At 65.0% G+C, this 22,660-nt stretch carries 20 protein-coding genes and 1 pseudogene; 11 read left to right on the top strand and 10 right to left on the bottom strand.

Annotated features, from left to right (window positions below):
* Positions 1-13: 13 nt before the first annotated feature.
* The 4 genes and pseudogenes from WJW29_RS12015 (at position 14) to WJW29_RS12000 (ending at position 5,154) form a co-directional block, all read left to right on the top strand.
* Entirely contained in the window at positions 14-1,252 is a 1,239-nt protein-coding gene (locus tag WJW29_RS12015; RefSeq protein ID WP_011409246.1) for an HlyD family efflux transporter periplasmic adaptor subunit, read from the top strand.
* The gene (gene raxB / locus WJW29_RS12010) at positions 1,249-3,408 is read left to right on the top strand and encodes a peptidase domain-containing ABC transporter RaxB (RefSeq protein WP_041182251.1); all 2,160 of its coding nucleotides are present in this window, start codon (positions 1,249-1,251) and stop codon (positions 3,406-3,408) included. The genes WJW29_RS12015 and raxB overlap by 4 nt, the downstream gene beginning before the upstream one ends.
* 294 nt (positions 3,409-3,702) lie before the next feature.
* A pseudogene (locus WJW29_RS12005) lies at positions 3,703-4,733 on the top strand (MFS transporter).
* Between the two features lie 16 nt (positions 4,734-4,749).
* The gene (locus tag WJW29_RS12000) at positions 4,750-5,154 is read left to right on the top strand and encodes a hypothetical protein (protein WP_011260005.1); all 405 of its coding nucleotides are present in this window, start codon (positions 4,750-4,752) and stop codon (positions 5,152-5,154) included.
* A gap of 81 nt (positions 5,155-5,235) precedes the next feature.
* On the opposite strand, the gene WJW29_RS11995 is transcribed toward WJW29_RS12000, so the two are convergent.
* The 4 genes from WJW29_RS11995 to WJW29_RS11980 form a co-directional block, all read right to left on the bottom strand.
* Positions 5,236-7,254 (bottom strand): M2 family metallopeptidase, encoded by a 2,019-nt coding sequence (locus WJW29_RS11995; protein WP_011409243.1) that lies wholly within the window; start codon positions 7,252-7,254, stop codon positions 5,236-5,238.
* A 111-nt stretch (positions 7,255-7,365) separates the two neighbouring features.
* Positions 7,366-9,036 carry a phosphoethanolamine--lipid A transferase gene (locus WJW29_RS11990; RefSeq protein ID WP_011260003.1) on the bottom strand — a complete coding sequence of 557 codons (1,671 nt, stop codon included), beginning with the start codon at positions 9,034-9,036 and terminating at the stop codon, positions 7,366-7,368.
* Entirely contained in the window at positions 9,033-9,797 is a 765-nt protein-coding gene (locus WJW29_RS11985) for a phosphatase PAP2 family protein (protein WP_011409241.1), read from the bottom strand. The genes WJW29_RS11990 and WJW29_RS11985 overlap by 4 nt, the downstream gene beginning before the upstream one ends.
* Positions 9,798-9,896: 99 nt before the next feature.
* Positions 9,897-11,630: a glycosyltransferase family 39 protein gene (locus WJW29_RS11980; RefSeq protein ID WP_041182250.1), complete on the bottom strand. Its 1,734-nt coding sequence runs from the start codon at positions 11,628-11,630 to the stop codon at positions 9,897-9,899.
* A gap of 218 nt (positions 11,631-11,848) precedes the next feature.
* Here WJW29_RS11980 and WJW29_RS11975 point away from each other — a divergent pair, with 218 nt between their 5' ends.
* Positions 11,849-12,565, top strand: coding sequence for a response regulator transcription factor (locus WJW29_RS11975; RefSeq protein ID WP_011409239.1), 717 nt, complete (start codon positions 11,849-11,851; stop codon positions 12,563-12,565).
* A complete protein-coding gene (locus WJW29_RS11970) occupies positions 12,558-13,850 on the top strand; it encodes a HAMP domain-containing sensor histidine kinase (RefSeq protein WP_027703305.1) in 1,293 nt (430 codons plus the stop codon). Before WJW29_RS11975 ends, WJW29_RS11970 begins: the two co-directional genes overlap by 8 nt.
* A gap of 151 nt (positions 13,851-14,001) precedes the next feature.
* Here WJW29_RS11970 and WJW29_RS11965 read toward each other — a convergent pair whose 3' ends face one another.
* From WJW29_RS11965 to WJW29_RS11945, 5 genes are all read right to left on the bottom strand, one after another.
* Positions 14,002-14,493 (bottom strand): hypothetical protein, encoded by a 492-nt coding sequence (locus WJW29_RS11965; protein WP_027703304.1) that lies wholly within the window; start codon positions 14,491-14,493, stop codon positions 14,002-14,004.
* Positions 14,494-14,561: 68 nt separating this feature from the next.
* A complete protein-coding gene (gene minE / locus WJW29_RS11960) occupies positions 14,562-14,819 on the bottom strand; it encodes a cell division topological specificity factor MinE (protein WP_003484370.1) in 258 nt (85 codons plus the stop codon).
* Between the two features lie 2 nt (positions 14,820-14,821).
* Positions 14,822-15,631 (bottom strand): septum site-determining protein MinD, encoded by an 810-nt coding sequence (gene minD / locus WJW29_RS11955; RefSeq protein ID WP_012444318.1) that lies wholly within the window; start codon positions 15,629-15,631, stop codon positions 14,822-14,824.
* A 35-nt stretch (positions 15,632-15,666) separates the two neighbouring features.
* The gene (gene minC, locus WJW29_RS11950) at positions 15,667-16,407 is read right to left on the bottom strand and encodes a septum site-determining protein MinC (RefSeq protein ID WP_027703303.1); all 741 of its coding nucleotides are present in this window, start codon (positions 16,405-16,407) and stop codon (positions 15,667-15,669) included.
* Positions 16,408-16,411: 4 nt separating this feature from the next.
* Entirely contained in the window at positions 16,412-17,008 is a 597-nt protein-coding gene (locus WJW29_RS11945; protein WP_011259995.1) for a GNAT family N-acetyltransferase, read from the bottom strand.
* A 244-nt stretch (positions 17,009-17,252) separates the two neighbouring features.
* Here WJW29_RS11945 and WJW29_RS11940 point away from each other — a divergent pair, with 244 nt between their 5' ends.
* The 5 genes from WJW29_RS11940 (at position 17,253) to WJW29_RS11920 (ending at position 21,767) form a co-directional block, all read left to right on the top strand.
* Entirely contained in the window at positions 17,253-18,449 is a 1,197-nt protein-coding gene (locus tag WJW29_RS11940; protein WP_011259994.1) for a sensor histidine kinase, read from the top strand.
* Positions 18,449-19,090: a response regulator transcription factor gene (locus WJW29_RS11935; protein ID WP_010371538.1), complete on the top strand. Its 642-nt coding sequence runs from the start codon at positions 18,449-18,451 to the stop codon at positions 19,088-19,090. Before WJW29_RS11940 ends, WJW29_RS11935 begins: the two co-directional genes overlap by 1 nt.
* A gap of 350 nt (positions 19,091-19,440) precedes the next feature.
* A complete protein-coding gene (locus WJW29_RS11930; protein ID WP_011259992.1) occupies positions 19,441-20,622 on the top strand; it encodes an SRPBCC family protein in 1,182 nt (393 codons plus the stop codon).
* A gap of 81 nt (positions 20,623-20,703) precedes the next feature.
* On the top strand, positions 20,704-21,090 hold the full coding sequence (locus tag WJW29_RS11925; RefSeq protein WP_027703302.1) for a DUF423 domain-containing protein: 387 nt from the start codon (positions 20,704-20,706) through the stop codon (positions 21,088-21,090).
* A gap of 2 nt (positions 21,091-21,092) precedes the next feature.
* Positions 21,093-21,767 (top strand): DNA-3-methyladenine glycosylase, encoded by a 675-nt coding sequence (locus WJW29_RS11920; RefSeq protein WP_011259990.1) that lies wholly within the window; start codon positions 21,093-21,095, stop codon positions 21,765-21,767.
* Positions 21,768-21,830: 63 nt separating this feature from the next.
* Here WJW29_RS11920 and WJW29_RS11915 read toward each other — a convergent pair whose 3' ends face one another.
* A complete protein-coding gene (locus tag WJW29_RS11915; protein ID WP_011259989.1) occupies positions 21,831-22,628 on the bottom strand; it encodes a M15 family metallopeptidase in 798 nt (265 codons plus the stop codon).
* Positions 22,629-22,660 lie beyond the last annotated feature (32 nt).

Raw genomic sequence — 22,660 nt, 5'->3', positions numbered from 1 at the left:
CGGCCGCCGGCCGATGACGCGCTTGTTTCGGCGCGAGGTGATGGATGCGCAGCAGCGCAGTCGGCTGGGGCCAGTGGTGCTTCGCCAGCGTGGCGCGCTGGGTTGGTGCGTGGGCGTGCTGATGGCAACGGTGATCCTGCTGCTGGTGGGATTTTTCTGCCTGGGGTTCGCGCGTCGCCAGACCTTGTATGGCGCTGTCGTCCCGGCTGACGGAATGATCGCCATCACCACCCCGCAATCGGGCGTGGTGGCAAACGTCGGCGTCGTGCAGGGCCAGAGGGTTGCCGCTGGTCAGGTGCTGTTCGTGTTGGCGGCCGAGCATCGGGATGATCGCGGGCGGCCAAGCCAGCAGGCCGCTGCCGTGCTCGCCGAGCAGCAGCGCCTGACTGCCGAAGCGATGGTCCAACTGCGCGCCCAGGGCCGCTTGCAGCAGCAAGCGGCCGCGCGGGCGCTGGCCGGCCTGCGCAACCGCCTGGAGCAGGTCGACGCCGAGCTTGGCGTGCTGCGCCATCGGCAGCAGCTGACCCAATCCATCGAGCAGCGTTACCGCACCGCCTTGACGCGTGGCCTGGTCAGTCAGCAATTCGTCGATGAGAAGCAGGCCGACGTGCTCGACCAACGCGCGCATGCATTGGAACTGCAGCGCGAGCGCTTGACCTTGGCCGATGCCCTGGCGCAGGCCCAGGCCGAGTTGCAGCAACTGCCGGTGAGCTTGCGCCAACAATTGGCGCTGGCCGGTGCCAGCCTGCAGGCGGACCGGCGTACGGCGATCGAGCAGGCAGCCGCCTCGCGTTGGGAAGTGCGCGCTCCGCGTGCAGGGCGTGTGGCGTTGCGACCGCTGCAGCGTGGGCAGGCGGTCGGGCAGGGGCAGCGGCTGGCCGATCTGCTGCCGACCTCGACGGCGACCGAAGTGGTGTTGTACGCACCCTCCCGGGCGGCAGGGCTGATCGGCCCCGGCATCCCGGTGCAACTGCGCTTCGATGCCTTGCCCTACCAGCACTATGGCCAATTTGCCGGGCGTGTGGTCGAGATCGCCGCCGTGCCCGAACCGCCGCGTGCCGACGCGCCGTTGGCGAGCGAACCGTTGTACCGCATGCGGGTGCGCCTGGCCGGGGATGCCGCCCTGCGTGCAGGACATGCTGCGGTGCTGCGACCGGGCATGCGCGTGCAGGGCACGCTGGCATTGGAATGGCGGCGCTTCTCGCAGTGGGCCTTCGAGCCGCTGTCCAGCCTGCACGGCACGCTGCGATGAGCCGCTGGTTGGCGCAGCTGCGCAGAGCGTCCGGCGAACGCGCGCTGCCGATGATCTTGCAGGGGCAGGTCGGCGAATGCGGATTGGCGGCCATGGCCATGATCGCCCACTACCACGGTTGCCAGATTGGTCTGGCCGAACTGCGTCGTCGTTTCCTGCTGTCGCGCCAGGGAACCAACCTGGCCAATCTGGTCGCGATCGCGCAGGCGCTCGGTTTGCAGGCGCGCGCGCTAAGGCTGGAGATGGACGGGGTGCCGGATCTGCAACTGCCCTGCATCGTGCATTGGGATCTGAATCATTTCGTGGTGCTCAAGCGGGCGGGTGCCCGCCGTCTGCAGATCCACGATCCGGCCAGCGGGCCACGTGTGCTCACGCCGGGTGAATTCGCTCGGCATTTTTCCGGGATCGCGCTGGAACTCAGCCCGACCGCCGATTTCCGTGCGCAAGCTGCGGCACCGCCAGTGGCATTGTCCTCGTTGATCGGTCGCGTCCACGGGCTTGGACGGGCGGTCTGGCAGGTGCTGGCGTTGGCATTCGCGCTGGAGGTGCTCAGCCTGGGCATGCCGTTCCAACTGCAGTGGATCGTCGATCAGGCGGTGCCGTCGGCCGACATCGGGCTGATCCATGTCCTCGGTGCCTGGTTCCTGCTGGTGGTGGTGCTGCAGTCCTGCATCGGTCTGCTGCGTGGATGGTTGATCGCCAGCGTTTCGGCGCAGTTGGGCTTTCAATGGATGGGGCAGGTCTTCGCGCACCTGCTCGCGCTGCCGTTGGCGTATTTCGAGAAGCGTCACCTCGGCGGCATCCAGTCGCGTTTCGCCTCGATCACGCAGGTACAGCGCACCTTGACGACCGGATTCACCCAGACGTTGGTCGATGGTGTGCTGGTGGTCGGCACCCTGGGCCTGATGCTGGTGTACAGCGCTGGCCTCAGCGCGATCACGCTGGTGGCGGTGGCGCTGTATGCGGCGACGCGTCTGCTGTGGCTGAGCCGGATGCGCGAGGCGACAGCCGAGCAGCTGCTGTGGGACGCGCGCCAGCACACCCACTTGCTGGAAAGCGTGCGCTGCATCCAGGGCGTGCGGCTGTTCGGTCGCCAGCAGGTGCGGCGCATGGATTGGACCCATCTGCTGGCCGAACAGACCAATGCGCAACTGCGCCTGGCGCAGGGTGAGGTCTGGCAGTCGGCGATCAAGCTCTTGCTGTTTGGGGGCGAGCGCGTGCTGGTGATCTGGCTTGCCGCGTTCGCGATCCTGCGCGCGGAGCTATCGCTGGGCATGCTGCTGGCGTTCATGGCCTATCGCGAGCAATTCGCCATGCGCTTGTCCGCGCTGATTGACCGGCTGGTGGAGTTCCGCCTGCTGCGCGTCCATCTGGAGCGGGTGGCCGACATCGTCCATCAGCCGCGCGAAGATGCCGATCAGCGGGTTGATGCGCCAGACTGGAGCGACACCACCATCGAAGTGTGTGGCATCGGTTTTCGCTACGCTGACGATGCCCCTGCGGTGCTCGAAGAGGTCAACATACGGATTGGCAGCGGCGAATGCGTGGCTATTACCGGCCCGTCAGGATGCGGCAAGACCACCCTGGTGAAAGTGATCCTCGGGCTGCTGCAACCCAGTACCGGGCAAGTGAAGATCGGCGGGCGTCCGCTGACCCGCGCAGCGCTGGCGCACTATCGGGGCATCGTCGGCACGGTGATGCAGGACGATCTGCTGTTCACCGGTTCTGTGAGCGAGAACATCAGTTTTTTCGACCCGGAGCCGGACCAGGGGCAGATCGAACGCTGCGCGCGCATCGCTGGCGTACACCAGGAGGTGGAGCAGATGCCGCTTGGCTACGCGTCGTTGTTGAGCGAGGCCGGCACCGGCTTGTCTGGCGGGCAGCGGCAACGCGTCTTGCTGGCGCGCGCCCTGTACAGGGCGCCGCGCATCCTGGTGCTGGACGAGGCGACCAGCCATCTGGACGTCATCAATGAGCACCGCGTCAATCACGCCATCCAGGCGATGCAGGTGACCCGGATCATCGTGGCGCATCGGCGCGAAACGGTCAGCATGGCCGCGCGGGTCATCACCCTGGAACGGGGACGGGTGACGAGCGATCAGCCCATCGCCGCATGGCAGCGCCTGCAGGAGCACTCCGCCGCCGCTGCCGACTGATCGGTGTGGCGCTTGGCACTGCGGGCCTCGTCGCTGCCTGCACGCGCGCGGGCTCGGCTGGTCGGGACGATGATGCACTGAAACGCAGCGGGCGCGACAGCGGCTGGCGTTCTGCATGCCGCGCACCCGATCCACATCGCGGGCGCACCCGGTGGCCATTGGCGTGAAGTGTCCACCTCCGCTGCCCGCGCGCGCCGCAGCGGTCGTTGGCCTGCGCCGCTGTCGGTGCCTGCGCGTTGGCAGCCCTCCGGGTGCCGTTGCGCATGACGTCTGCTGCTTCCCTCCACCCATCGCATGGCGCTGCTGTTTGCCTGGCTGGCGATGTTCGGCCCGTTTTCGATCGACCCCATCTTCCCGGCGTTCTCGCAGCTCAGCCGCAGCCCGGCGGTGGACCAGGTGGCGATCCAGCAGACAATCAGCGTCTATCTGCTGGCCTACGGCCTGATGAGCATCGCGCATGGGCCGCTCTCCGATGTGTGGGGCCGAGCGGATGATCCTGGGCGGGCTGGCGTTGTTCATCGCTGGCTCGATCGGGTGTGCGCTGTCGCAAGACTTGCCCAGGTTGCTGGCGTTCCGCGCGCTGCAGGGCCTGTCGGCTGGCGTGGGTATGATCGTCGGGCGGGCGATGATCCGCGACCTGTTCAATGGACCGGATGCGCAGCGGCTGATGCGCCATGTGTCGATGATTTTCGGCATTGCACCAGCCATCGCGCCGATCATCGGCGGCTGGATCCTGCTCAGTGGCGCCGGCTGGCCGTTGATCTTCCGTTTTCTGGTGGTGTTCGGCCTGGTGCTGCTGGTCGCAACCATTCATGCAGCATCTGAAGCTGGGCGAAGGCGACTTCGCCTGGCGATGCATTCCTGCCATCGGCGGCATGACCCTGGGTGCGTTCTTGTCCGGGTGCATGGAGCCGATGCGGCAGATCCGCATCGGCTCCATCTGCTGCGGGGTGGCGGCGCTGGTCGATCTGGCCTACACCTTTGCTGTAGCGCAGATCGCCTTGCCGTGGGCAGTGCTGGCGATCTTCCTGACGGGCCTCGGCATGGCGCTGATCTTCCCGATCCTGGCGCTGGCGGACATGTACCCGCAGCAGCGCGGCCTGGCCTCCTTGCTGCAGGCCTTCACCCAGTTGATGACCAATACGGTGGTGGCCGGGGTGCTGTCGCCGCTGCTGAGTGAACACCCACGGGACCTGGCGATCGGCATGACCGGTTTTTTCTTGCTTGGCTGGCTATTCTTGCGTTGGGAACGCCGCAGCGGCCGCCGGTTACGGCACCGCCAGGCCACCAAGGCAGTGCCTTTGGAGCCGGCCGACCACCTCTGACCTCACAGGAGCCTGCATGTCCACCGATTCCAAGTTGCGCCGTGATGCCCGCAAGCGCGCCGCCGAGCGCCAGCGCAACCAAGCCGCTGCCAATCCCGCGCCGGTCTCTCCGATCGAACCGCATGCCGAACTCCGCGACCAGCAACGTACGCTATTGGCTGGCATCGTCCGCCGCGACGGCGAATGGGTGCTGGGCATGGATGGCCGCATTGCCGGCGAAAGCACCAGCGCCGCCCAGGTGCTTGCGCTGATCATGCGCGCCGCCGAGTTGCACGAGCGCCAGGGCACGCCGGTGCGGCTGACTTACTCGGACGCCCTCAAGGACGCCGCCCACGCCGAAGCCCGTGCCGACGGCATGGAGTTCGAGCAATTCAAGACCAAATTGAGCGAACGGTTGCAGGGGGGCGCCAAGCTCAATTGAGCTTGTTGCAGAAGTGCGTTGAGCGACAACAGGTTATGTTGTTGCGCGAGCCGGCAGTGACATAACGGTGAGCACCGTGTGTCAGCGCGGCGCAGCAGGCGCAGTTGTCGTGCTAGCTGGAGCGGCAGCCGCTGCCTGCCACCCACACATCTGCCCCTGATTCTGCTGCTTCAGCCATTCGCTCATTGGCGCGAAATATTCCAGCATCGGGCCGGCATCGAGTTTGTCGTTGCCGGTGAGTTCCTTCAGTGTGGTTTGCCAGGGTTGGCTGGAACCACGTTGCAGCATCGACCAGAACTTCTGCCCGGCATCCTTGTTGCCGTAGAAGCTGCATTCGTAAAGCGGGCCCTGATGGCCAGCGGCCTGGCACAGGCTTTTGTAGAACTGGAATTGCAGGATATGCGCCAGAAAATAGCGCGTGTACGGCGTGTTGCCCGGCACGTGGTACTTGGCGCCAGGGTCGAAGAAGTCTTCGCCGCGCGCGCTCACCGGCGCCACGCCCTGGTACTTTGCTTTCAGTTCCCACCAGGCCTGGTTGTAATGCTCGGGCGTGATGGAGCCATCGAACACGCCCCAGCGCCAGCGGTCGATCATCAAACCGAACGGCAGGAACGCCACCTTGCTCAGCGCCATGCGCATCTGCCAATTGATCAACGCCTCGCGGCCGGTCCGTTGCTCGCCCACCATGCCGATCGACTGCAGGTACTTGGGCGTCATCGCCAGCACGATGGTGTCGCCGATCGCCTCGTGAAACCCATCGTTGGCGCCGTTCTGAAACAGCGGCGGCAAGGGCTTGTAGGCCAGGTCGTAATAGAGGTGGCCGAGCTCGTGGTAGATGGTGGTGAAGTCTTCTTCGGTCGGTTGGATGCACATCTTGGTGCGCACGTCCGCGCCGATGTTCTGGTTCGCCTCGCCACCCATGTTCATATCCCAGGCGCTGGCGTGGCACACCACATCGCGGTCCAGCGGCTTGATGAACTGCGAGCGCTGCCAATAGGTGTCCGGCAGCTTGGGCATGCCCAGCGATGTGTAGAACTCCTGCGCGCGCTCGGTCATCTGCTTGGCGGTGCGCAGCTGCGCTTCGTGCTCGGCGTTGAAGCGTGCGGTCGCGCCACCAACGCCACCGGTGTTGCGTGCCAGCACTGCGGTGAGGTTGCCCTGGTACTGTTTTTCCAGCGCGGAGGTAATGTCCAGATCGCCGGCCCCGGGGTAGGGCTGCAGCAGATCCCACAGATTGCTCCAGTCCTGCTGCCACATATTGCCCATCAGATGTGCAGGCAGCAGACCGCCAGGCACCTCGCCCTTGTCCTTGCCGTATTGCGTATCGAGTTTGCCGCGCGCATAGCACTGCAACTGCACGTACAGCGTTTTGACCTGTTCCCACAGGCGGTCGGTTTCGCTGGCCAGTTGCGCCGGCGGCATGTCGTAGCCACTGCGCCACAACACCCCGACGTCGGCGAAGCCGAATCCGCGCGCGCCTTCGTTGGCGAGCTCGACGAAGCGTTGGTAATCCTTGCGCATCGGCCGTGCGGTGCTGTGCCAGCCCTGCCAGGCGTCGAGTTGTTCGTTGTAGTCGCGGCTGCTGGCCAATACTTGTTCCAGTTCGCCGAGCTGGCGGCAGCGGCGCTGTTCGCCTTCGCCCACGCAGTAACTGCCGGCGCCGTAGTCGCCTTCCATCTTGGCGGCGATGCGGGTGAGTTCGGCGAGTTTGGCCGCATCGCGCGGTGCGGGCAGGGCGCTCATCAATTTCAGCAACTGCAGCGCGCGCGCGCTGTCGGCTGACATCGGTGTGCCGGCGTACTGCTTGGATTGTTCGATCCAGCGATCCAGCTGCGCCAGCGAGCGCTCGTTGGCCTTGGCCGCGAGCAATTGCGAATCGCCGTTGATATAGGTCGACGACAGCCACTGCGCGGCGGTGGTTTCCGGATAGGCCGCCTTGTATTGGGCGCTGATGCGCGCAACGAACTGGTCGGCGCTCTCCGCCGGCGCGGTCTTGGTCGCGACGGGTTTGGCCGGCGGTGCCGCATCCCGGCGGCAGGCCGACAAGCTCAGGGTGCCGACAGCCACAGCCAACGCCAGCAACAGCAAACGAGGATTCACGGGTGGTCCTTGCAGTGAAGTCCGGCGAAGGCTAGAGCGCACCGGGTTTCAGGGCAAGGGGCAGCACCCGCCACGCATCCACTGTGGCGGTCTAGCTGCAGGCGCTGCCGATCAGCGCAGCGTCGTCGTGCCTGTGCACTTGGCGAACAGATCGCGCTCGGACGCGTAGACGCTGGTCTTGACCTGCATCAACCCCAGTACCGACGAGAACAGCGCGTCCTGATCGGTGTATTGCCCTGCACGATGGCGCAGGCAGGCTTCATCCAGGCCGCGATCGCGCGCGAACTCCGGCGAGAACCACATCACCATCGGCACATGGGTCTGCTCCTTGGGCGCAATGGCATACGGCACGCCATGCAGATACAGGCCTTTTTCGCCGAGCGATTCGCCGTGATCGGAGAGATAGATCATCGCTGTGTCGTAGTCCTGCAGACCGCGCAGGGTGTAGATGGCCTGATTGAGGAAATGGTCGGTGTACAGGAGCGAATTGTCGTAGGCGTTGACGATGTCCTGGCGGCTGCAGCTGCCCAGATCTGCGGTCTTGCAGACGGGCTTGAAGCGTTCGAACTGCGCCGGGTAACGTTCGAAGTAACTCGGCCCGTGGCTACCCAGTTGATGCAGCACCACCACGCGGTCGCCAGGCTTGGCGCGCACCTGCGCGGCCAGGTCGCTCAGCAAAATCTCGTCCATGCAGCGGCCATCGGCGCACAGACCCGGTGTGGTCGCATCGTCCAGCGTCTGGAGCTCCAACCCGTCGCACACGCCCTTGCAGCCGGACTGGTTGTCGCGCCATAGCGTCGAAATACCGGCGTGTTCCAGCACGTGCAGGAACGACTGATGGCTGCGAATCATGTCCTCGTTGTAATCGCGACGCCCGTACGGCGAGAACATGCAGGGCACCGAGACCTCGGTGCTGGTGCCGCACGAATGCATGTCCGGGAAGTTGATCACCCCGGTCTGCGCCAGCTCCGGCGTGGTCTGGCGGGCATAGCCGTTGAGGCCCCAGTTCTGCGCGCGTGCGGTTTCACCCAGCACCACCAGCAACAGACGCGGGCGGCTGCCCGGCGCACGCGGAGTGGCCGTGGCGTCGTGTTCGATCGGCTGCTTGGGCGCGCGCTTCATCGGCGAATCGGATTTGAGATTCTGCCGCAGTGCCACGATGTAATTGATCGGCGTGGCCAGGTAGCGCACTTCGCGATGGTTGCGCATCAATGCGGAAATATCCTGCGATGACAGCATGGTGCCCGCAGCACCTACCAGCGCCACGACCAGCAGAAAACCTGCCCGCACTAGGAACGCCTTGCCCACGCTGCGCGCGCGCAGACGCGTGCGCCATAGCAGCGCGCTCGGGATCAGGAAGTAGCACAGCAGCGGCAGGATCAGGCCCGGCGTGAGCAGCTCACGCGATTCCTTGTGATCGGTATGCAGCACGTTGCGCAGCATGTCCGCATCCAGATAGACGTTGTAGCTGTCCATGTAGTGCGCGGCCAGGGCGGTGGTAAACAGCAACAGCGTCAGCAGCGGCTTTGCATTCCAGCGCCACACCACGATGCCCAACAGCAGCGCATGCACGGCCACCAGCAACGCCATCAACGAGATGCCAAATCCAATGCTGCCCGGATGCGTGGCCATGGCCGTGCGCCAGAAGAGCTGATTGCAGACGAATGCAAAAAATAAACTCGACAGCAGTACCAGCGCTTCGGTCGACACTGTCGGCCGCGTACTCCACGTCAGCGCCCGCAGGCCACTGCGCCTGCGCGGTTCCGGTAACCAGGTACTCATGCTGCGTTCCCCGTTAGCAACATCAAGCCAAGTACGCGACGCGGCCGTTGCAGCATCACGCAGTACAGTGCAAGTGCGCTCACCCAACACACTGCCAACGACCACAGGTCGTGCGAGAGAAAATGCGCGCCGCGCAGTTGTTGTGCAACACCGAAAATGAGACCTGCGGCCAACCCTATGAACAAACCTGCAAACCGCCATGCAGGACGGAGCGCGAGCGCGCAAAAATACAGCGCCACCCACGCATAGCCGGCACTGGCATGACCGGCGGGAAAGCAACCGGAGGCGGCAATACCGTGACGCGATTCAAACAGACCGATCATCGCTTGCGTACCGCCGTAGCGGCTCAGGTCCCACGGGCAATCCATCGCCGTCCACGACTTGAGCATCGACACCAGCGAGGTCGACAGTGCGACCGATGCGGCCAGGTAGGTCAGCGGCCAGCGCAGCACCTTCAGGCGTGGCCTGCACCAGGCGACAATGGCCAGGACCAGCACGCCGACGCCGGCAGCCGTGCTCAACCATTTACCAACGCGGTGGATCACGCCACTGGTGAACCAATGGTCCTTGAGCAGCCAGTGGCCGCCTTCCACCCGATACAGCACATCGGCAATCCATTGGTCGCCACCGGCGCCCATCAACAGTGCACTCGCCAGCAGCACGCAGGCCAGCGGCAGCCACAGATGGCGCACAAAGAAGTGCGCCTCCAGACCGCTGGCGGTATGCGCCACGGTTGGCACGTGGCTGGGAAGCGTTGTCATCGAGATGTCGGCCTGTGTCAATGTACGACATCTTCGAAACCCGGATGTCGGAAAGCGGTCGGACCGGAGTTGCTCGGCCGTTAATCTTACAACAAGCGTTCAGTCAGCATCGCCTTCGCTACCGGTTGGTTCGGCGTCGGACGCAGTGGAGATGCAACCGGCATGCCATGCCGTGCCCGGCAGCAATTCCCATTGATTGCGATTGGACTCGCCGATCGCGATGCGTTGCGCCGGATCGATGCATGCCGGTACCGCCTGCTTGAGCACGAACAGCCAGCGGGTGTGCGGCGATTGCGCGAGCCATGGGCCGGCCTTGGTCCATTGCTCCTCCCAGCTCGCCTTGAAGCCGAAGTCGGTCACCGGGCGATCGGCCTGCAGCAGGTTCTGTTCGCGCCAGGCCAGCATGCCCAGCTCTGCGTCCGGGCCGATGCGCTGGCCCACGCGCTGCATCAACCGTGCGGACGAGCTATACGGATCCAGCGCCGGCATTAGACCCAGGCCGTACACCGTCCACAGCGCGGTGGTCATCACCACCAACGCGATCCCCGCGCGTCTGCCACGCGACCATGTCGTCGCGGCCACGCCGACCACGCCCAGGCCGATCAACCAGAAGCCAACCCACTGCAGCGAGGCGAGCTCCATGCCGCGCTTGACTGCGGTGTTTTCGGCCCAGTGCAGATGCAGCGCAATGCCGCCGCCCAGCACCAGGCCAGCGACGGCAAGCAGCAGCACATACCCGGTCAGCAGCATCCGCACGCCGCGCTGGCGCAACAGCCCGGCCAGCAAGGGCGCCGCGGCAATGCACAGCGCCGGCAGCATCGGGAAGATGTAAACCTCGCGCTTGCCCGGGCTGGCGCTGAAGAACAGCAGCACCAACACGCTCCAGGCCAGCAGCAGCACATAGCGTGGGTCGCCGCGCCGTAGTCGCCGCCACCAGGCTGGCAGCAAGCACGGCAACAACAGGCAGCCTGGCAGCCACAACGTGGCGATCACCTGCAGGTAGTACCAGAACGGTTTGACGTGATGCCAGGCATGCGCGTAGCGCGTACCGGTCTGCTTGAACAACAGTTCGTGTGCATAGGCGTGCAACTGCGGGTCGTCGCTGTGCAGCAGCGCAATGCACAGCGGACCCAACCACACTGCAGTGCCCGCCACGAAGGCCGGCAGCACCAGCAACCAGCTACGTCCTGCCTGCGCACGCGCCGGCAACACGCTCACATGTGTGCGTCGCAGCGCCATCCACGGCAGCAACAGCAGCAGCGGCAGAAAGCCGACGCCCTTGGTCACCGTGCCGACACCGGCGGCAAACAGGCCCAGCGTCCATGCGCGCCAGTCCGGCCCGCGCAGCAGGTGGCGCAACATTCCCCACAACGACAGGGTGGTCAGTGCCACCAGCACCATGTCGATCTGCGCACGCTTGGCCATCAGGCCGAACTGCAGCACGGTGAACAAGGCCAGCACTGCATAGGCCGCCACGCGCCGATTCCACAGCCGGCGCGCGATATCCCAGGTCAGCCACAACGTGGCCAGCGCGGCCAGCAGCGACGGCAGCAGGAAGGCCACCGGCCAGTGCGGTATCGCCGCGTAGGTCGCTGCCTGCAACCACATGAACACCGGTGGTTTTTCGGCGTACAACTCGCTGCCACGGTGCGGCAACAGCCACTGACCGGTCTGGACCATGGCGCGTGCAGCCAGCACGAAGCGCGGTTCGTCCGGCGGGTTGGGCTGGCGCATGCCCAGACCGGCCAGCAGGCTGACAACGATCAACAGCACTGCCGCCAGCAGCGCGCGCTGGCGGGATGGCGAGGCAGCGATGGCAGGCGACACGCGCACGCCCTGAGTAAATGCGGGAACACACTATCTTGCAAGTGGGTCGGAAATTTGTCGAAGCAGAGCGCGCCGCATGCAGGGTGGCAGCGCAGGCATCGCAGTTGCGCGGGGGATTCGAGCGCAACCGATGGGAAGGCCGTACCGGCGATACCGGCCGTGTTTGGTTGGCCTCGGTTAGGATGCGCACACCGTGCCTGCTGGGCCGCCCCGGAACCCCGCTCATGCGGCTGCTGGTCATTGAAGACAACCGCAATATGGTTGCCAACCTGTTCGACTACTTCGAAGCGCGCGGGTATACCCTGGACGCTGCGCCCGACGGCATCACCGGCCTGCACCTGGCCACCACCCACCACTACGACGCCCTGATCCTTGACTGGATGATGCCGCGCATGGATGGGCCGGAAGTGCTGCGCCGGCTGCGCGAACAGCACCAATCCGAGCTGCCGGTGATCATGCTCACCGCGCGCGACGAACTGCCGGACAAGATCGCCGGCTTCCGCGCCGGCGCCGACGACTACCTGACCAAACCCTTTGCACTGCCCGAGCTGGAAGTGCGTATCGAAGCCTTGCTGGCCCGCGCGCATGGCCGTCGTCGCGGCAAGCTGCTGCAAGTGGCCGACCTGCGGCTGGACCTGGCCACCCTGGAGGCCACCCGCGCCGGCCAGGTGCTGCATCTGTATCCGGCGTGCCGCAAGTTGCTCGAAGTGCTGATGCAGGCCAGCCCGGCGGCGGTGACGCGGCAACGCCTGGAGCAGTCGCTGTGGGACGACGACCCGCCCGACGGCGACATGCTGCGCTCGCATATCTACGAGCTACGCCGCAGCGTGGACGGCCCGTTCGCAGAAAAACTGATCCACACCTTGCCGCGACTCGGCTACCGGCTGGCGCAGCTGTATGCGGCCGAGGCGCCTGGCGCGGGCGACAGCAGCGATGTCTAAACAGCGCCCCTTGGGTCTCCGCGTGCTGGTGTGGTTGTTCGGCTACACGCTGTTGATGACGCTGGCGGTGTTCGGCACTGCGCAGTACCTGCACGAACGCGCCGAACACGGCGTGTGGCGCTCGTTGCTGAATTCCGAGCTCGACAGCATTCTCGAGCGCAGCGTGCAGAACCCGGATTACCACTGGCAGGACTCGGACACCTTGCGGCTGTATCACATCGACGACGTCGCGCGCGCACCACCGGTCTTGCGCACCCTGCCTCCGGGCTTGCACGACGGCCTGGAAATCGCCGGCCGCCAGAGTGCAGTGATGGTGCGCGACACCGCGCATGCCGGCCGCCTGGCGCTGGTGCTGGACATCACCGATTTCGAAGCGCTGGAAAAATTCCTGACCCGCTGGATGCTGGCCGCGGGCATCGCGTTGATCGGCATCACCTTGCTGATGGGCACTTATGCGATGGCTCGGCTGGTGCGCCCGCTGGTTGAACTGGCGCGCGATATCGGCGGCTTGCGTCCGGAGCAGCGCGCGCAGCAGATTGCGGTCGGGGCGCAAGGCAGTGCCGAGCTGTACGTGATTGCCGATGCGCTCAACGATTATCTTGAGCGCAACAGCCAGTTCGTGGACCGCGAACGCGCCTTCATCGACAGCGCCAGCCACGAATTGCGCACGCCCATCGCAGTGATCGGCAATGCGGTGGAGTTGGCGCTGGATCAACCCGGCACGCCGCCGGCGGTACGCCATCAACTGCAGCGCATCGCGCAGACCAGTGCCTCGGTCGAACAGTTGATCACCTTGCTGCTGGTGCTGGCCAAGGACCCGGGCCGGCTCGTGCGCAGCGGCGATTCGTTGCGGCTGGACAAACTGCTGCCGGATATCGTGGCCGACCACACGCATCTGTGCGCCGACAAGGATCTGCAACTGGTCCTGGAGGAGCCGCTGCCGCCGTGCAGCTTGGTCGCGCCGGTCGCCATCGTGCAGACCGCCATCGGTAACCTGCTGCGCAACGCCATCGAAAACAGTGATCGCGGCATCATCCGCATCTCGCTATCGGCGCCCGGTGTCGTCCGCATCGCTGACCCGGGCCACGGCATGACGCCGGAAGAGATCAGCGCCATCTACATGCGTCTGGCACGCGGCAACGCACGCCAGGGCAGTGGCATCGGGCTGGAATTGATCGGGCGGTTATGCGAACACCTGGGCTGGCATCTGCAACTGGATTCCAACGCAGGGCAGGGCACGGTGGCGACGCTGGATATGTCCGGCGCTACTGCCACGGCTCGCTAAAAGCGTCGATGAACCAACTGCGCTCGCTGCCTGGCCGCGGGCTTGGTGCTGCATGTAGCACGCGTCCACCAGGATTCTTGCGCGCTTCATCCACGCATGCCTGACGACTGCCCGCCACGGTTCGGTTGCCGCTCAAACGCTCAGCGCAGGATCACGCAGGCAACAAGCCGCGTGCGTCCAGCCAGCTGCGCGCATTCTCCGCGTCCTGCTCGAACCAGGCGCGCGTGGAGCCCAGTCGATACGTATAGCCCCAGCTGTCCATGTCGGCCATCAGGCGCGCGCTGCCCACGCCGGGCAACTGCTGGGCCAGCAGGATCTGCAGGTAACAGGTCGCGTCTTCTTCATCCACCGAATCGGTGGCGTCCGTATGCACCGCGGCGCGTTTTTCCGGGGGCAGCACGATTAGATGTCCTGCTTCGTGCAGGAGCGAATGCACCGGCGTGTCGTCGCGCACATACACATCGCAGCCGATGATGCCGGCTTCCGGTTCGCCCCAGAAACTGCCGGGAATCGCTGCGCCAGCGTCCACACGACGCAGGCGCAAGCCATAGCGCGCGAGCAGGGCAGCAGGTGCGTCCAGGCCGATATCGGCCACGCACAGAACATCGCTAGAAGTGGGTGTAGCACTAGGGGCGGTGGTCACACACAATCGCTCGCGGTCGGGTCACAGGCAACAACGGCACCGTGCGAACGCGGTGCCGTTGTTGGCGCTTACTTGTCGCCGTCTTCCGGCAAGGCGACCGAGATATCCAGCACGTCGTGTTCGCCATCCTTGACCAGATCCACACGGACCGCATCTGCATCGATGTTGACGTACTTCTTGATCACTTCCAGCAATTCGCGCTGCATCAGCGGCAGATAGTCCGGCCCGCCGCGGTGGTTGCGCTCCTGCGCAATGATGATCTGCAGGCGGTTCTTGGCAGTCTCGGCGGTGTTCTTCTTGCTCTTGAGAAAATCGAGCAGGCCCATGCTTAGCCTCCGAACAGCTTGCTGAAGAAGCCTTTCTTCTCCACGGATGTGAATCGCATCGGGCGCTCCTCGCCCATGATGCGGGCGACTGCGTCGTCATACGCCTGGCCGGCCGGGGATTCGGCATCCAGGATCACCGGCTCGCCCTTGTTGGAGGCGTTGAGCACGTCGCCGGATTCGGGAATGACGCCGATCGCCTTCAGGCCCAGCACTTCTTCCACGTCGGTGATGCTGAGCATCTCGCCGCCTTCCACGCGGCCCGGGCTGTAGCGGGTCAGTAGCAGGAACGCCGGCACGGCCTTGCCTTCCTCGGCCTTGCGGGTCTTGGAATCGAGCAGGCCGATGATGCGATCGGAGTCGCGCACCGACGACACTTCCGGGTTCACCACCACCACCGCGCGGTCGGCGAAATACATCGCCAGGAACGCGCCTTTTTCGATACCGGCCGGCGAATCGCAGACGATGTAGTCGAAGCCGTCGGCAGCCAGGTCCTTGAGCACCTTTTCCACGCCTTCCTGGGTCAGCGCGTCCTTGTCGCGGGTCTGCGAGGCCGCCAGCACGTACAGGTTGTCGAACCGCTTGTCCTTGATCAGCGACTGCTTGAGGGTTGCTTCGCCGTGCACGACATTGACGAAGTCGTACACCACGCGCCGCTCGCAGCCCATGATCAGGTCCAGGTTGCGCAGGCCGACGTCGAAGTCGATGACCGCAACTTTCTTGCCGCGCTTTGCCAGCCCGCAGGCCAGGCTTGCGCTGGTGGTGGTCTTGCCGACGCCGCCCTTGCCGGAGGTGACTACGATGATTTCAGCCAAAGGATTTCTCCGAATATTTCTGTGGTTGGGCCGCGTCAATCAAGCGCAGCGATCTTGATCTGATCCTGCTCCAGCCAGACCTGGACGGCCTTGCCACGCAGGTCCATGGGAACATCGTCCAGCACCTTGTAGTTGCCAGCGATGGCAACCAGTTCGGCGTGGAAGTCGCGGCAGAAGATGCGCGCGTCGGGGTTGCCCTGCGCGCCGGCCAGAGCGCGGCCACGCAGGGTACCGTAGATATGGATGCTGCCGTCGGCGATGACCTCGGCCCCGGCACCGACCGTACTGAGTACGGTCAGGTCGCAGTTCTCCGCATACAACTGCTGGCCCGAACGCACCGCGGTGCGTTGCATCCGGCCCGGGGCCGGTCGCGCGGCAGGCGGTGCCGGTTCGGCACGTGCGGGCGGCGGCGGTGGCGGGCTCACCCCCGCCGACTCGTACTGGGCGCGGAATTTGGCCAGCAACGGCACACCCAACTGCTGGGACAGCAGGTCGATCTCGCTGGTGCCGTAGGCCAGCGCTACCGGCAGCACACCGGCTTCGTGCAGGCCGTCCAGCAGCGCCTTGGCGGTGGCCAGGTCCGGCACCTGCGACAGTCCGCCGAAATCCAGAATCACCGCGGCACGGCCGAACAACTTGGGTGCGCGGGTCACGCGCTCACGCATTTCCTGCACCAGCCGCGGCACGTCCAGCGTGCGCACGCGCAGGTTGGCGATGCCCACCTGGCCGATCTTGAGTTCGCCGGCCTGTTCAAAATCCACATTCACACTTGCCACTACTTCAGCTCCGCGTCGATGGGTTGGCGGTGGCGGCATGACGCGGCCGGCCCACCCAAGGCAAGTCTTCGGGCAACTTGCCGCCATAGGTCTCTTTGATCCAGGGATAGCTGCACATGTCCTTCATCAGCATGCTGGCGCGCACTTCCACATCGACCATGGTGTTCTGGCCAACCGCGCGGAAGCCGAAGCTGCCATGGAACAGCAAGGCCGCATCGGCGCCGTGGTCCAGGAACACCTCGCAGGCCAGCTGCGGGTAACGCAGCTCGGTATAGCTCTGCACATCGGCATATAACGCGCGACCGACACCGCCGCCGCGGCGGCGGCTGGCGACCACAATGCGGTCGATGTAGAAGAATTCCGGGTAAAGGTCCCGGAACCAGGCGAAATTGCTGCTGTCGTGGGCACTGCCGCTGCCGAATCCGACCAGAAACCCGGCCAGGTTGCCGTCGCGCTCGGCGACGCGGAAATATTCGGCCTGCTCGTAGAAACGTTGCAGTTTGGTTGAATCCAGCGGCAGGATCGCCAGTCCGGCATTGTTGTTCAGGGCCAGGACGGAATCGAGCTCGTGCTCGCGCACATCGCGGATGACGATCGACATTGGGGCTCCGTGGGGTAACGCGTCGACCCGAAATCGGATCTGCGTTGGATTATTACATGCGGGGCCTGAAGCGGCGACCCAGCGCACGCGATCGGTCCGGCGCGCGGCATGCATCCGTATGCATCGCCGCGCAGCACTCCCGCCTCTGCTGCTACCACAGCCGCTGAGCCCATCCGCGTCCACCTGCCGCATGCATGACTTCCGGCAAGAGGGCAGCGCGGTCGCTTACGCCTAAGATGCGGACATGTTGGGATATCTCAGTCATACGCGCGTCCTGCGCTTCGCCGGCCTGTTCACCTGGGCGATGATCGTCATGCCGTTGGTGTATACGTACTGGCCGCCGGCCGAAGAGGGCGACCACCGCAGCGTGGCCGAGGCGGTGATGATGTCGGCGTTCTTCATTGGCTTCGGTGCCAGCTACTTCTGGCTGACCCGCGGTTTGAACAGCGGCGGTCACGCGCACTGGTACGACCGGCTGATCCTGCTGCTGCTCACCATCTGCGCGCTGGCGGTGAGCTATCTCAGTGGAACCGGGCTTGGCAGCATCCTGATGATGGTGGCGGCCGGGGTGATCCCGTGGCTGCTGCCGCTGCGCGTGGGCGTGCTGTGGCTGGTGCTGAGTCAGTTGGCGGTGCTGCCGGTGTTCTACTACCTGCGCCCGGACTTCACCCTGTTTGCCGCGCTGATGCAGTCGTTGCTGTACGGCGGCTTTTCGATGTTCATCTTCGTCACCAGCCTGGTGGCGCGTCAGCAGACCGATGCGCGCGAAGAACAGCGCCGGCTCAACGCCGAGCTGCGCGCCACCCGCGCGCTGCTGGCCGAAAGCGCACGCATCAACGAGCGCACCCGCATCTCGCGCGAACTGCACGACCTGCTCGGCCATCACCTCACCGCGCTCAGTCTCAATCTGGAAGTGGCCGGCCATATCACCGAGGGCCAGGCGCAGGAACATGTGCGCCAGGCGCATACGCTGGCCAAATTGTTGCTCACCGATGTGCGCGAGGCGGTCAGCCATCTGCGCGACAGCGGCGCGATCGACCTGGAAGCGGCGCTGCGCCCGCTGGTCACCCAGGTGCCGTCGCTGGATATCCATCTGGATATCGCCCAGCCGCTGACCCTGGACGACCCCGAGCGCGCCCACGTGTTGCTGCGCTGTACCCAGGAAATCATCACCAATGCGGTGCGCCATGCCGGCGCGCGCAACTTGTGGATTCAGGTGCGCCGCGACGCCGATACGGTGCTGATCGACGCGCGCGACGACGGCCACGGCGCCGATGCGGTCGCCCCCGGCAACGGGCTGCGCGGCATGCACGAGCGGCTGAACCAGTATGGTGGGAAGCTTGAGATCCAAACCCGGCGGGGTGACGGCTTCGGCCTGCGCATCGCTGTTCCAGGCGCGCCGGCCCTGATGCCTGCGGCCGTGACCCAAGGAGTGTTGTGATGATCCGTGTGTGCCTGGTCGACGATCAAACCCTGGTGCGCCAGGGGATCCGCTCGCTGTTGGCGCTGGACGACGGGATCGAAGTGGTGGCCGAGGCCTCCGACGGCAAGCAGGCGGTGGAGCAGATTCCGCAGATCCAGCCGGACGTGGTGCTGATGGACATGCGCATGCCGGTGATGTCCGGCCTGGAAGCGCTGCAGATGCTCTCGCGTAACGGCACGCTGCCGCCGACGATCATCCTGACCACCTTCGACGACGACCAGCTGGTGCTGGCCGGGCTCAAGGCCGGCGCCAAGGGCTATCTGCTCAAGGACGTCTCGCTGGAACAGCTGGTTGGCGCCATTCGTACCGTGGCCGACGGCGGCTCGCTGGTGCAGCCGGCGGTGACCCAGCGCCTGCTGTCGGGCCTGGAACATATGCGCAACGAGTTCGTCAGCCTGGATCGGCCCGATCCGCTCACCGACCGCGAGACCGAGATCCTGCGGTTGATGGCGAGCGGATTTTCCAACAAGGAAATCGCCAACTCGCTGGGCGTGGCCGAGGGCACCATCAAGAACCACGTCTCCAACATTCTCTCCAAGCTCGGCGTACGCGACCGCACTCGCGCGGTGCTGAAGGCGTTCGAGTTGCAGTTGGTGTGAGGTTGGCGCGCCGCCGCTGACCTCGATGTGCGCGTGCCGGCGGCAGGGCGGGGAATCGCATTCAGGGCGCCGCCGCCCCGTTCAAGCCGCGCTATGGGGCCGTGCAATGCCGCACGGCAAATGCGACATCACACACCCGCAGCGCGCGATGTGCATGATAGCGGCGCGCAATCGCTCAAACCCTTGTGCAGGTTGGGATTGCGCATCCCCCACGCGTCGTGTTGCGCGATGAATGACACCGTAAGACCGCGCTACCCGTCGCACAACTGAACATCTTTCTCGAAGCCTGCTAGGATGGTGGCTTCGCTTCACTCAACCCGGCCGTGGGATCGGCCCCGGAGACCTCCTGAATGACCCGTATTATCGAGTTCCTGATCGCCTTGGGGATCGTGGCTGGCTTGTTTGTCGTGGTGGGCTTGGTGTTGCCCTCGGAGCGGCAGATGTCCGAGAGTGTTGAGACCAACCGCAGAATGACGATTGTTTACGACACAGTGAACAGCTTCCGTCGTTTCAAGGATTGGAACCCGCTCGTGCTGCGTGACCCGAAGATCCAGCTGAAGCTGGCCGGCCCGGAAGAGGGCAAGGGTGCACGCGTCGAATACAGCTCCACCGAGGGCTATATCGGTAACGGCAGCTGGGAGATCACCAACAGCGTCAAGAACGAGCGTGTTGAGATCGCGATCGAAGATCCCACCAAGGGCTACGACAAGGTCACCAATTTCACCCTGGTGCCGACCGGCAAGAACAACAAGAACGTCAAGATCACCCAGGACTACAGCGTCAAGTACGGCTGGAACCTGTTCGGGCGTTATGCCGGCCTGTACGTCAGTCGCCACGTGGGCGACGACCTGAAGCTGGGTCTGTCGCGGCTTGCGACCGTACTGGCCACTGTTCCGAACTTCGACTACCGCGCTGAGCTCGACGGCAAGCCGGTGTTGAGCGACCTCAAGATCGTCGATGTGCCAACCGAGGACCTGTTGGTCGTCACCGCGGGCAACATCGATCGTGACAATGAGACGATCAAGAAGTCGATCAAGGACAACCAGGAGTGGATCAAGCGCGTCATGGATTCCAACGGCCTTGAGGCGGCTGGTCCGGTGCGCATCGTGACCACTGACTTTGCCTCCGACAAGTACGCGTTCGACGTCGTGCAGCCGGTGCGCAAGCGCGCTGGTGGCGCTCCGAAGACCGACGCCAAGGCAGACACCGCCAAGGCCGACGCCAAGAAGGACGGCGCTGCTGCCGCTGCACCGGTCGATGCAACGCCAGTGGCTGCAACGGGCGACGAGCTGAAGCTCAACATCCCCTCTGAAGCACCGGTGAAGTACCAGCGCGTTCCGGCGCACCGTTCGGCATTTGCGACCTATGCAGGTCACATGGCCGGTCTGGATGCAGTGCGTAACTCGCTGCGTGCATGGGCTGTCACCAGCGGCATGGATGTGACCGATCGTCCGTACGAAGCCTGGAAGGGTGGTGTGGACAAGTCGTTCACACAGGACGGCACGTACGACGTCTATTGGGCCATCAAGTAATCGTCTCAGCACGATGACCTGATCCAGACCGAAAACGCGCCGCAGCCCTGCGGCGCGTTTTTTTTGCGCTACGGCGCTGCCATGGAAGTTGCCTGCATGTCGTTGCTCGATCGTCGTAAGAAACACGCTTCGCTGCTGGCGTTCTGCGGCGGCCTGTTGGCTGCGACTGCCGTCGGTCTGTCGGCCTACGCCTCGCACGGCGTGGCTGATGCACTGGTGCAGTCGCGACTGCAACTGGCGGCGCTGTATGCATTTGGCCATGGCGCGGTGCTCACCGTGCTGGGTGCTACCGAAACGCGCGCGCTTGGCCAGGTAGGCTTGTACTTGCTATTGCTCGGCACCTTGCTGTTCGCCGGTAGCCTGGTTGGCGGTGCGTTGCTGCATTGGCCGACCAGCCTGGCGCCGATTGGCGGGAGTGGCCTGATGCTGGGCTGGGTGGTGCTGGCCATCGGCGCCTTGAGACACTGAGCATGCCGCGCCACGCCCGCGGATTCGATGTGGAGGCTGCGTTCGCGCATCTTGCTCGGCGTGACCGCGCGTTGGGCGCGTGGATGAAGCGCATCGGCGCGATCGCCCCGCAGCCGGGGTGGCGCAAACCGTTTGATCCGGTGGATGCGCTGGCGCGCGCGATTCTGTTTCAGCAGCTCAGCGGCAAGGCGGCTTCGACCATCGTGGCGCGGGTGAAAGTGGCGATCGGCGCGCAGCGGCTGCATGCCGATACGCTCGGTCGCATCGACGATGCAGCACTGCGTGCCTGCGGCGTTTCCGGTAACAAGGCGCTGGCCCTGCGCGATCTGGTGCGGCGCGAAAGCGCAGGTGAGATACCGTCGCTACGCAGGCTCGCTTTCATGGAGGACAACGCCATCGTCGACGCGCTGGTGCCGGTGCGCGGCATCGGCCGCTGGACGGTGGAGATGATGCTGATGTTCCGCCTGGGCCGCCCGGATCTGCTGCCCATCGACGACCTGGGCGTGCGCAAAGGTGCGCAGCGCGTGGACAAGCAGGAGCATATGCCCACCCCCAAGGAGCTGGCCGTTCGTGGCGAACGCTGGGGCCCATACCGCACCTACGCCGCGTTCTATCTGTGGAAAATCGCCGACTTCAGCGTGGCGACGAACGTGCCGACACCGCGTTCGCAGGAGTAGCGCGCTCGCACGCGGGGCCGACGCGACGGTCGGTTGTGTCGCGTCGCATGAGGTGCCGCCGACTTACGCTGCCGACCAACGCCAGTGCCACGGCTCGTAGACGATGCCATGCGGGTTGTCGCGTGGATAACTCAGGCGGTAGCCGAACGCGTTCGCGTTGTTGCGCAACCAGGCGAATGCAGGCGTGGTTGCGAAGGATTCCTCGGCCGGCGGTTCGCCCGGTGTGCCGATGTCCAGGGCGTCGCCGCTGTGATGTTCGCTGAAACCTGGCGCGGCGTTGACCGCCAGAATCTGCTCAAGGGTGAGCCCGCGCGCGCGCTTGCGCTCGAAGATGCCCAGTTGGTAGTCGTGGCTGCGGTAGCCGGAGATCGCATCGAGCACGATGTCCGCGCGCAGCGCAGCCGCGCGCAGCTGTCGCCATGCACGCGCAGCGCCGGCACTGAGCCACAGCGGACGACCGAAGCGATCGCGCCCGCCAAACTGCAGGGCAACCGGTTCGGCGATCAGTTGCAGACCGGTCTGCTCAGCATAGTCGTTTGCAGCGAGTCCCAGTTGGCTCAGTCGGCGCTGCAATCCGTCGATCGCAAGCACGTCGTCGAGGACTTGGCCGGCGCGGCCACTGGCGGTCTGCAGACGGTCCAACGCGTCATCCAGGCCCGGCTCGCGTGCCAGCCGCGGGATCAACGGCATCATGCCTTGTGGCAGATGCGCCGCCAGATAGCGCCCATCGCGCTTACGTCGCAATAGCCAATCGGCCTGCGCCAGCACGCGCGCATCCGCGTTGCCGCGCGCGCGCAACAGATCGGCCGGCCACAGTTCGATCGTGCTGGTATTGAGGAGCAGACGTGGGCAATTGCGCATCCGCCCAGCTTAGCCGGTGCTGGGTGAGGGCT

It is taken from the genome of Xanthomonas sp. JL1, from assembly GCF_038405005.1.
This window is presented reverse-complemented; position numbering and strand designations above follow the sequence as displayed.

Bases quoted from the DNA above. Each gene is read 5' to 3' on its own strand.
- WJW29_RS12015 (WP_011409246.1), top strand. From the start codon at position 14: ATGACGCGCTTGTTTCGGCGCGAGGTGATGGATGCGCAGCAGCGCAGT.
- raxB (WP_041182251.1), top strand. From the start codon at position 1,249: ATGAGCCGCTGGTTGGCGCAGCTGCGCAGAGCGTCCGGCGAACGCGCG.
- WJW29_RS12000 (WP_011260005.1), top strand. From the start codon at position 4,750: ATGTCCACCGATTCCAAGTTGCGCCGTGATGCCCGCAAGCGCGCCGCC.
- WJW29_RS11990 (WP_011260003.1), bottom strand. From the start codon at position 9,036: ATGAGTACCTGGTTACCGGAACCGCGCAGGCGCAGTGGCCTGCGGGCG.
- WJW29_RS11985 (WP_011409241.1), bottom strand. From the start codon at position 9,797: ATGACAACGCTTCCCAGCCACGTGCCAACCGTGGCGCATACCGCCAGC.
- WJW29_RS11975 (WP_011409239.1), top strand. From the start codon at position 11,849: ATGCGGCTGCTGGTCATTGAAGACAACCGCAATATGGTTGCCAACCTG.
- WJW29_RS11970 (WP_027703305.1), top strand. From the start codon at position 12,558: ATGTCTAAACAGCGCCCCTTGGGTCTCCGCGTGCTGGTGTGGTTGTTC.
- minE (WP_003484370.1), bottom strand. From the start codon at position 14,819: ATGGGCCTGCTCGATTTTCTCAAGAGCAAGAAGAACACCGCCGAGACT.
- WJW29_RS11945 (WP_011259995.1), bottom strand. From the start codon at position 17,008: ATGTCGATCGTCATCCGCGATGTGCGCGAGCACGAGCTCGATTCCGTC.
- WJW29_RS11940 (WP_011259994.1), top strand. From the start codon at position 17,253: ATGTTGGGATATCTCAGTCATACGCGCGTCCTGCGCTTCGCCGGCCTG.
- WJW29_RS11935 (WP_010371538.1), top strand. From the start codon at position 18,449: ATGATCCGTGTGTGCCTGGTCGACGATCAAACCCTGGTGCGCCAGGGG.
- WJW29_RS11930 (WP_011259992.1), top strand. From the start codon at position 19,441: ATGACCCGTATTATCGAGTTCCTGATCGCCTTGGGGATCGTGGCTGGC.
- WJW29_RS11925 (WP_027703302.1), top strand. From the start codon at position 20,704: ATGGAAGTTGCCTGCATGTCGTTGCTCGATCGTCGTAAGAAACACGCT.
- WJW29_RS11920 (WP_011259990.1), top strand. From the start codon at position 21,093: ATGCCGCGCCACGCCCGCGGATTCGATGTGGAGGCTGCGTTCGCGCAT.
- WJW29_RS11915 (WP_011259989.1), bottom strand. From the start codon at position 22,628: ATGCGCAATTGCCCACGTCTGCTCCTCAATACCAGCACGATCGAACTG.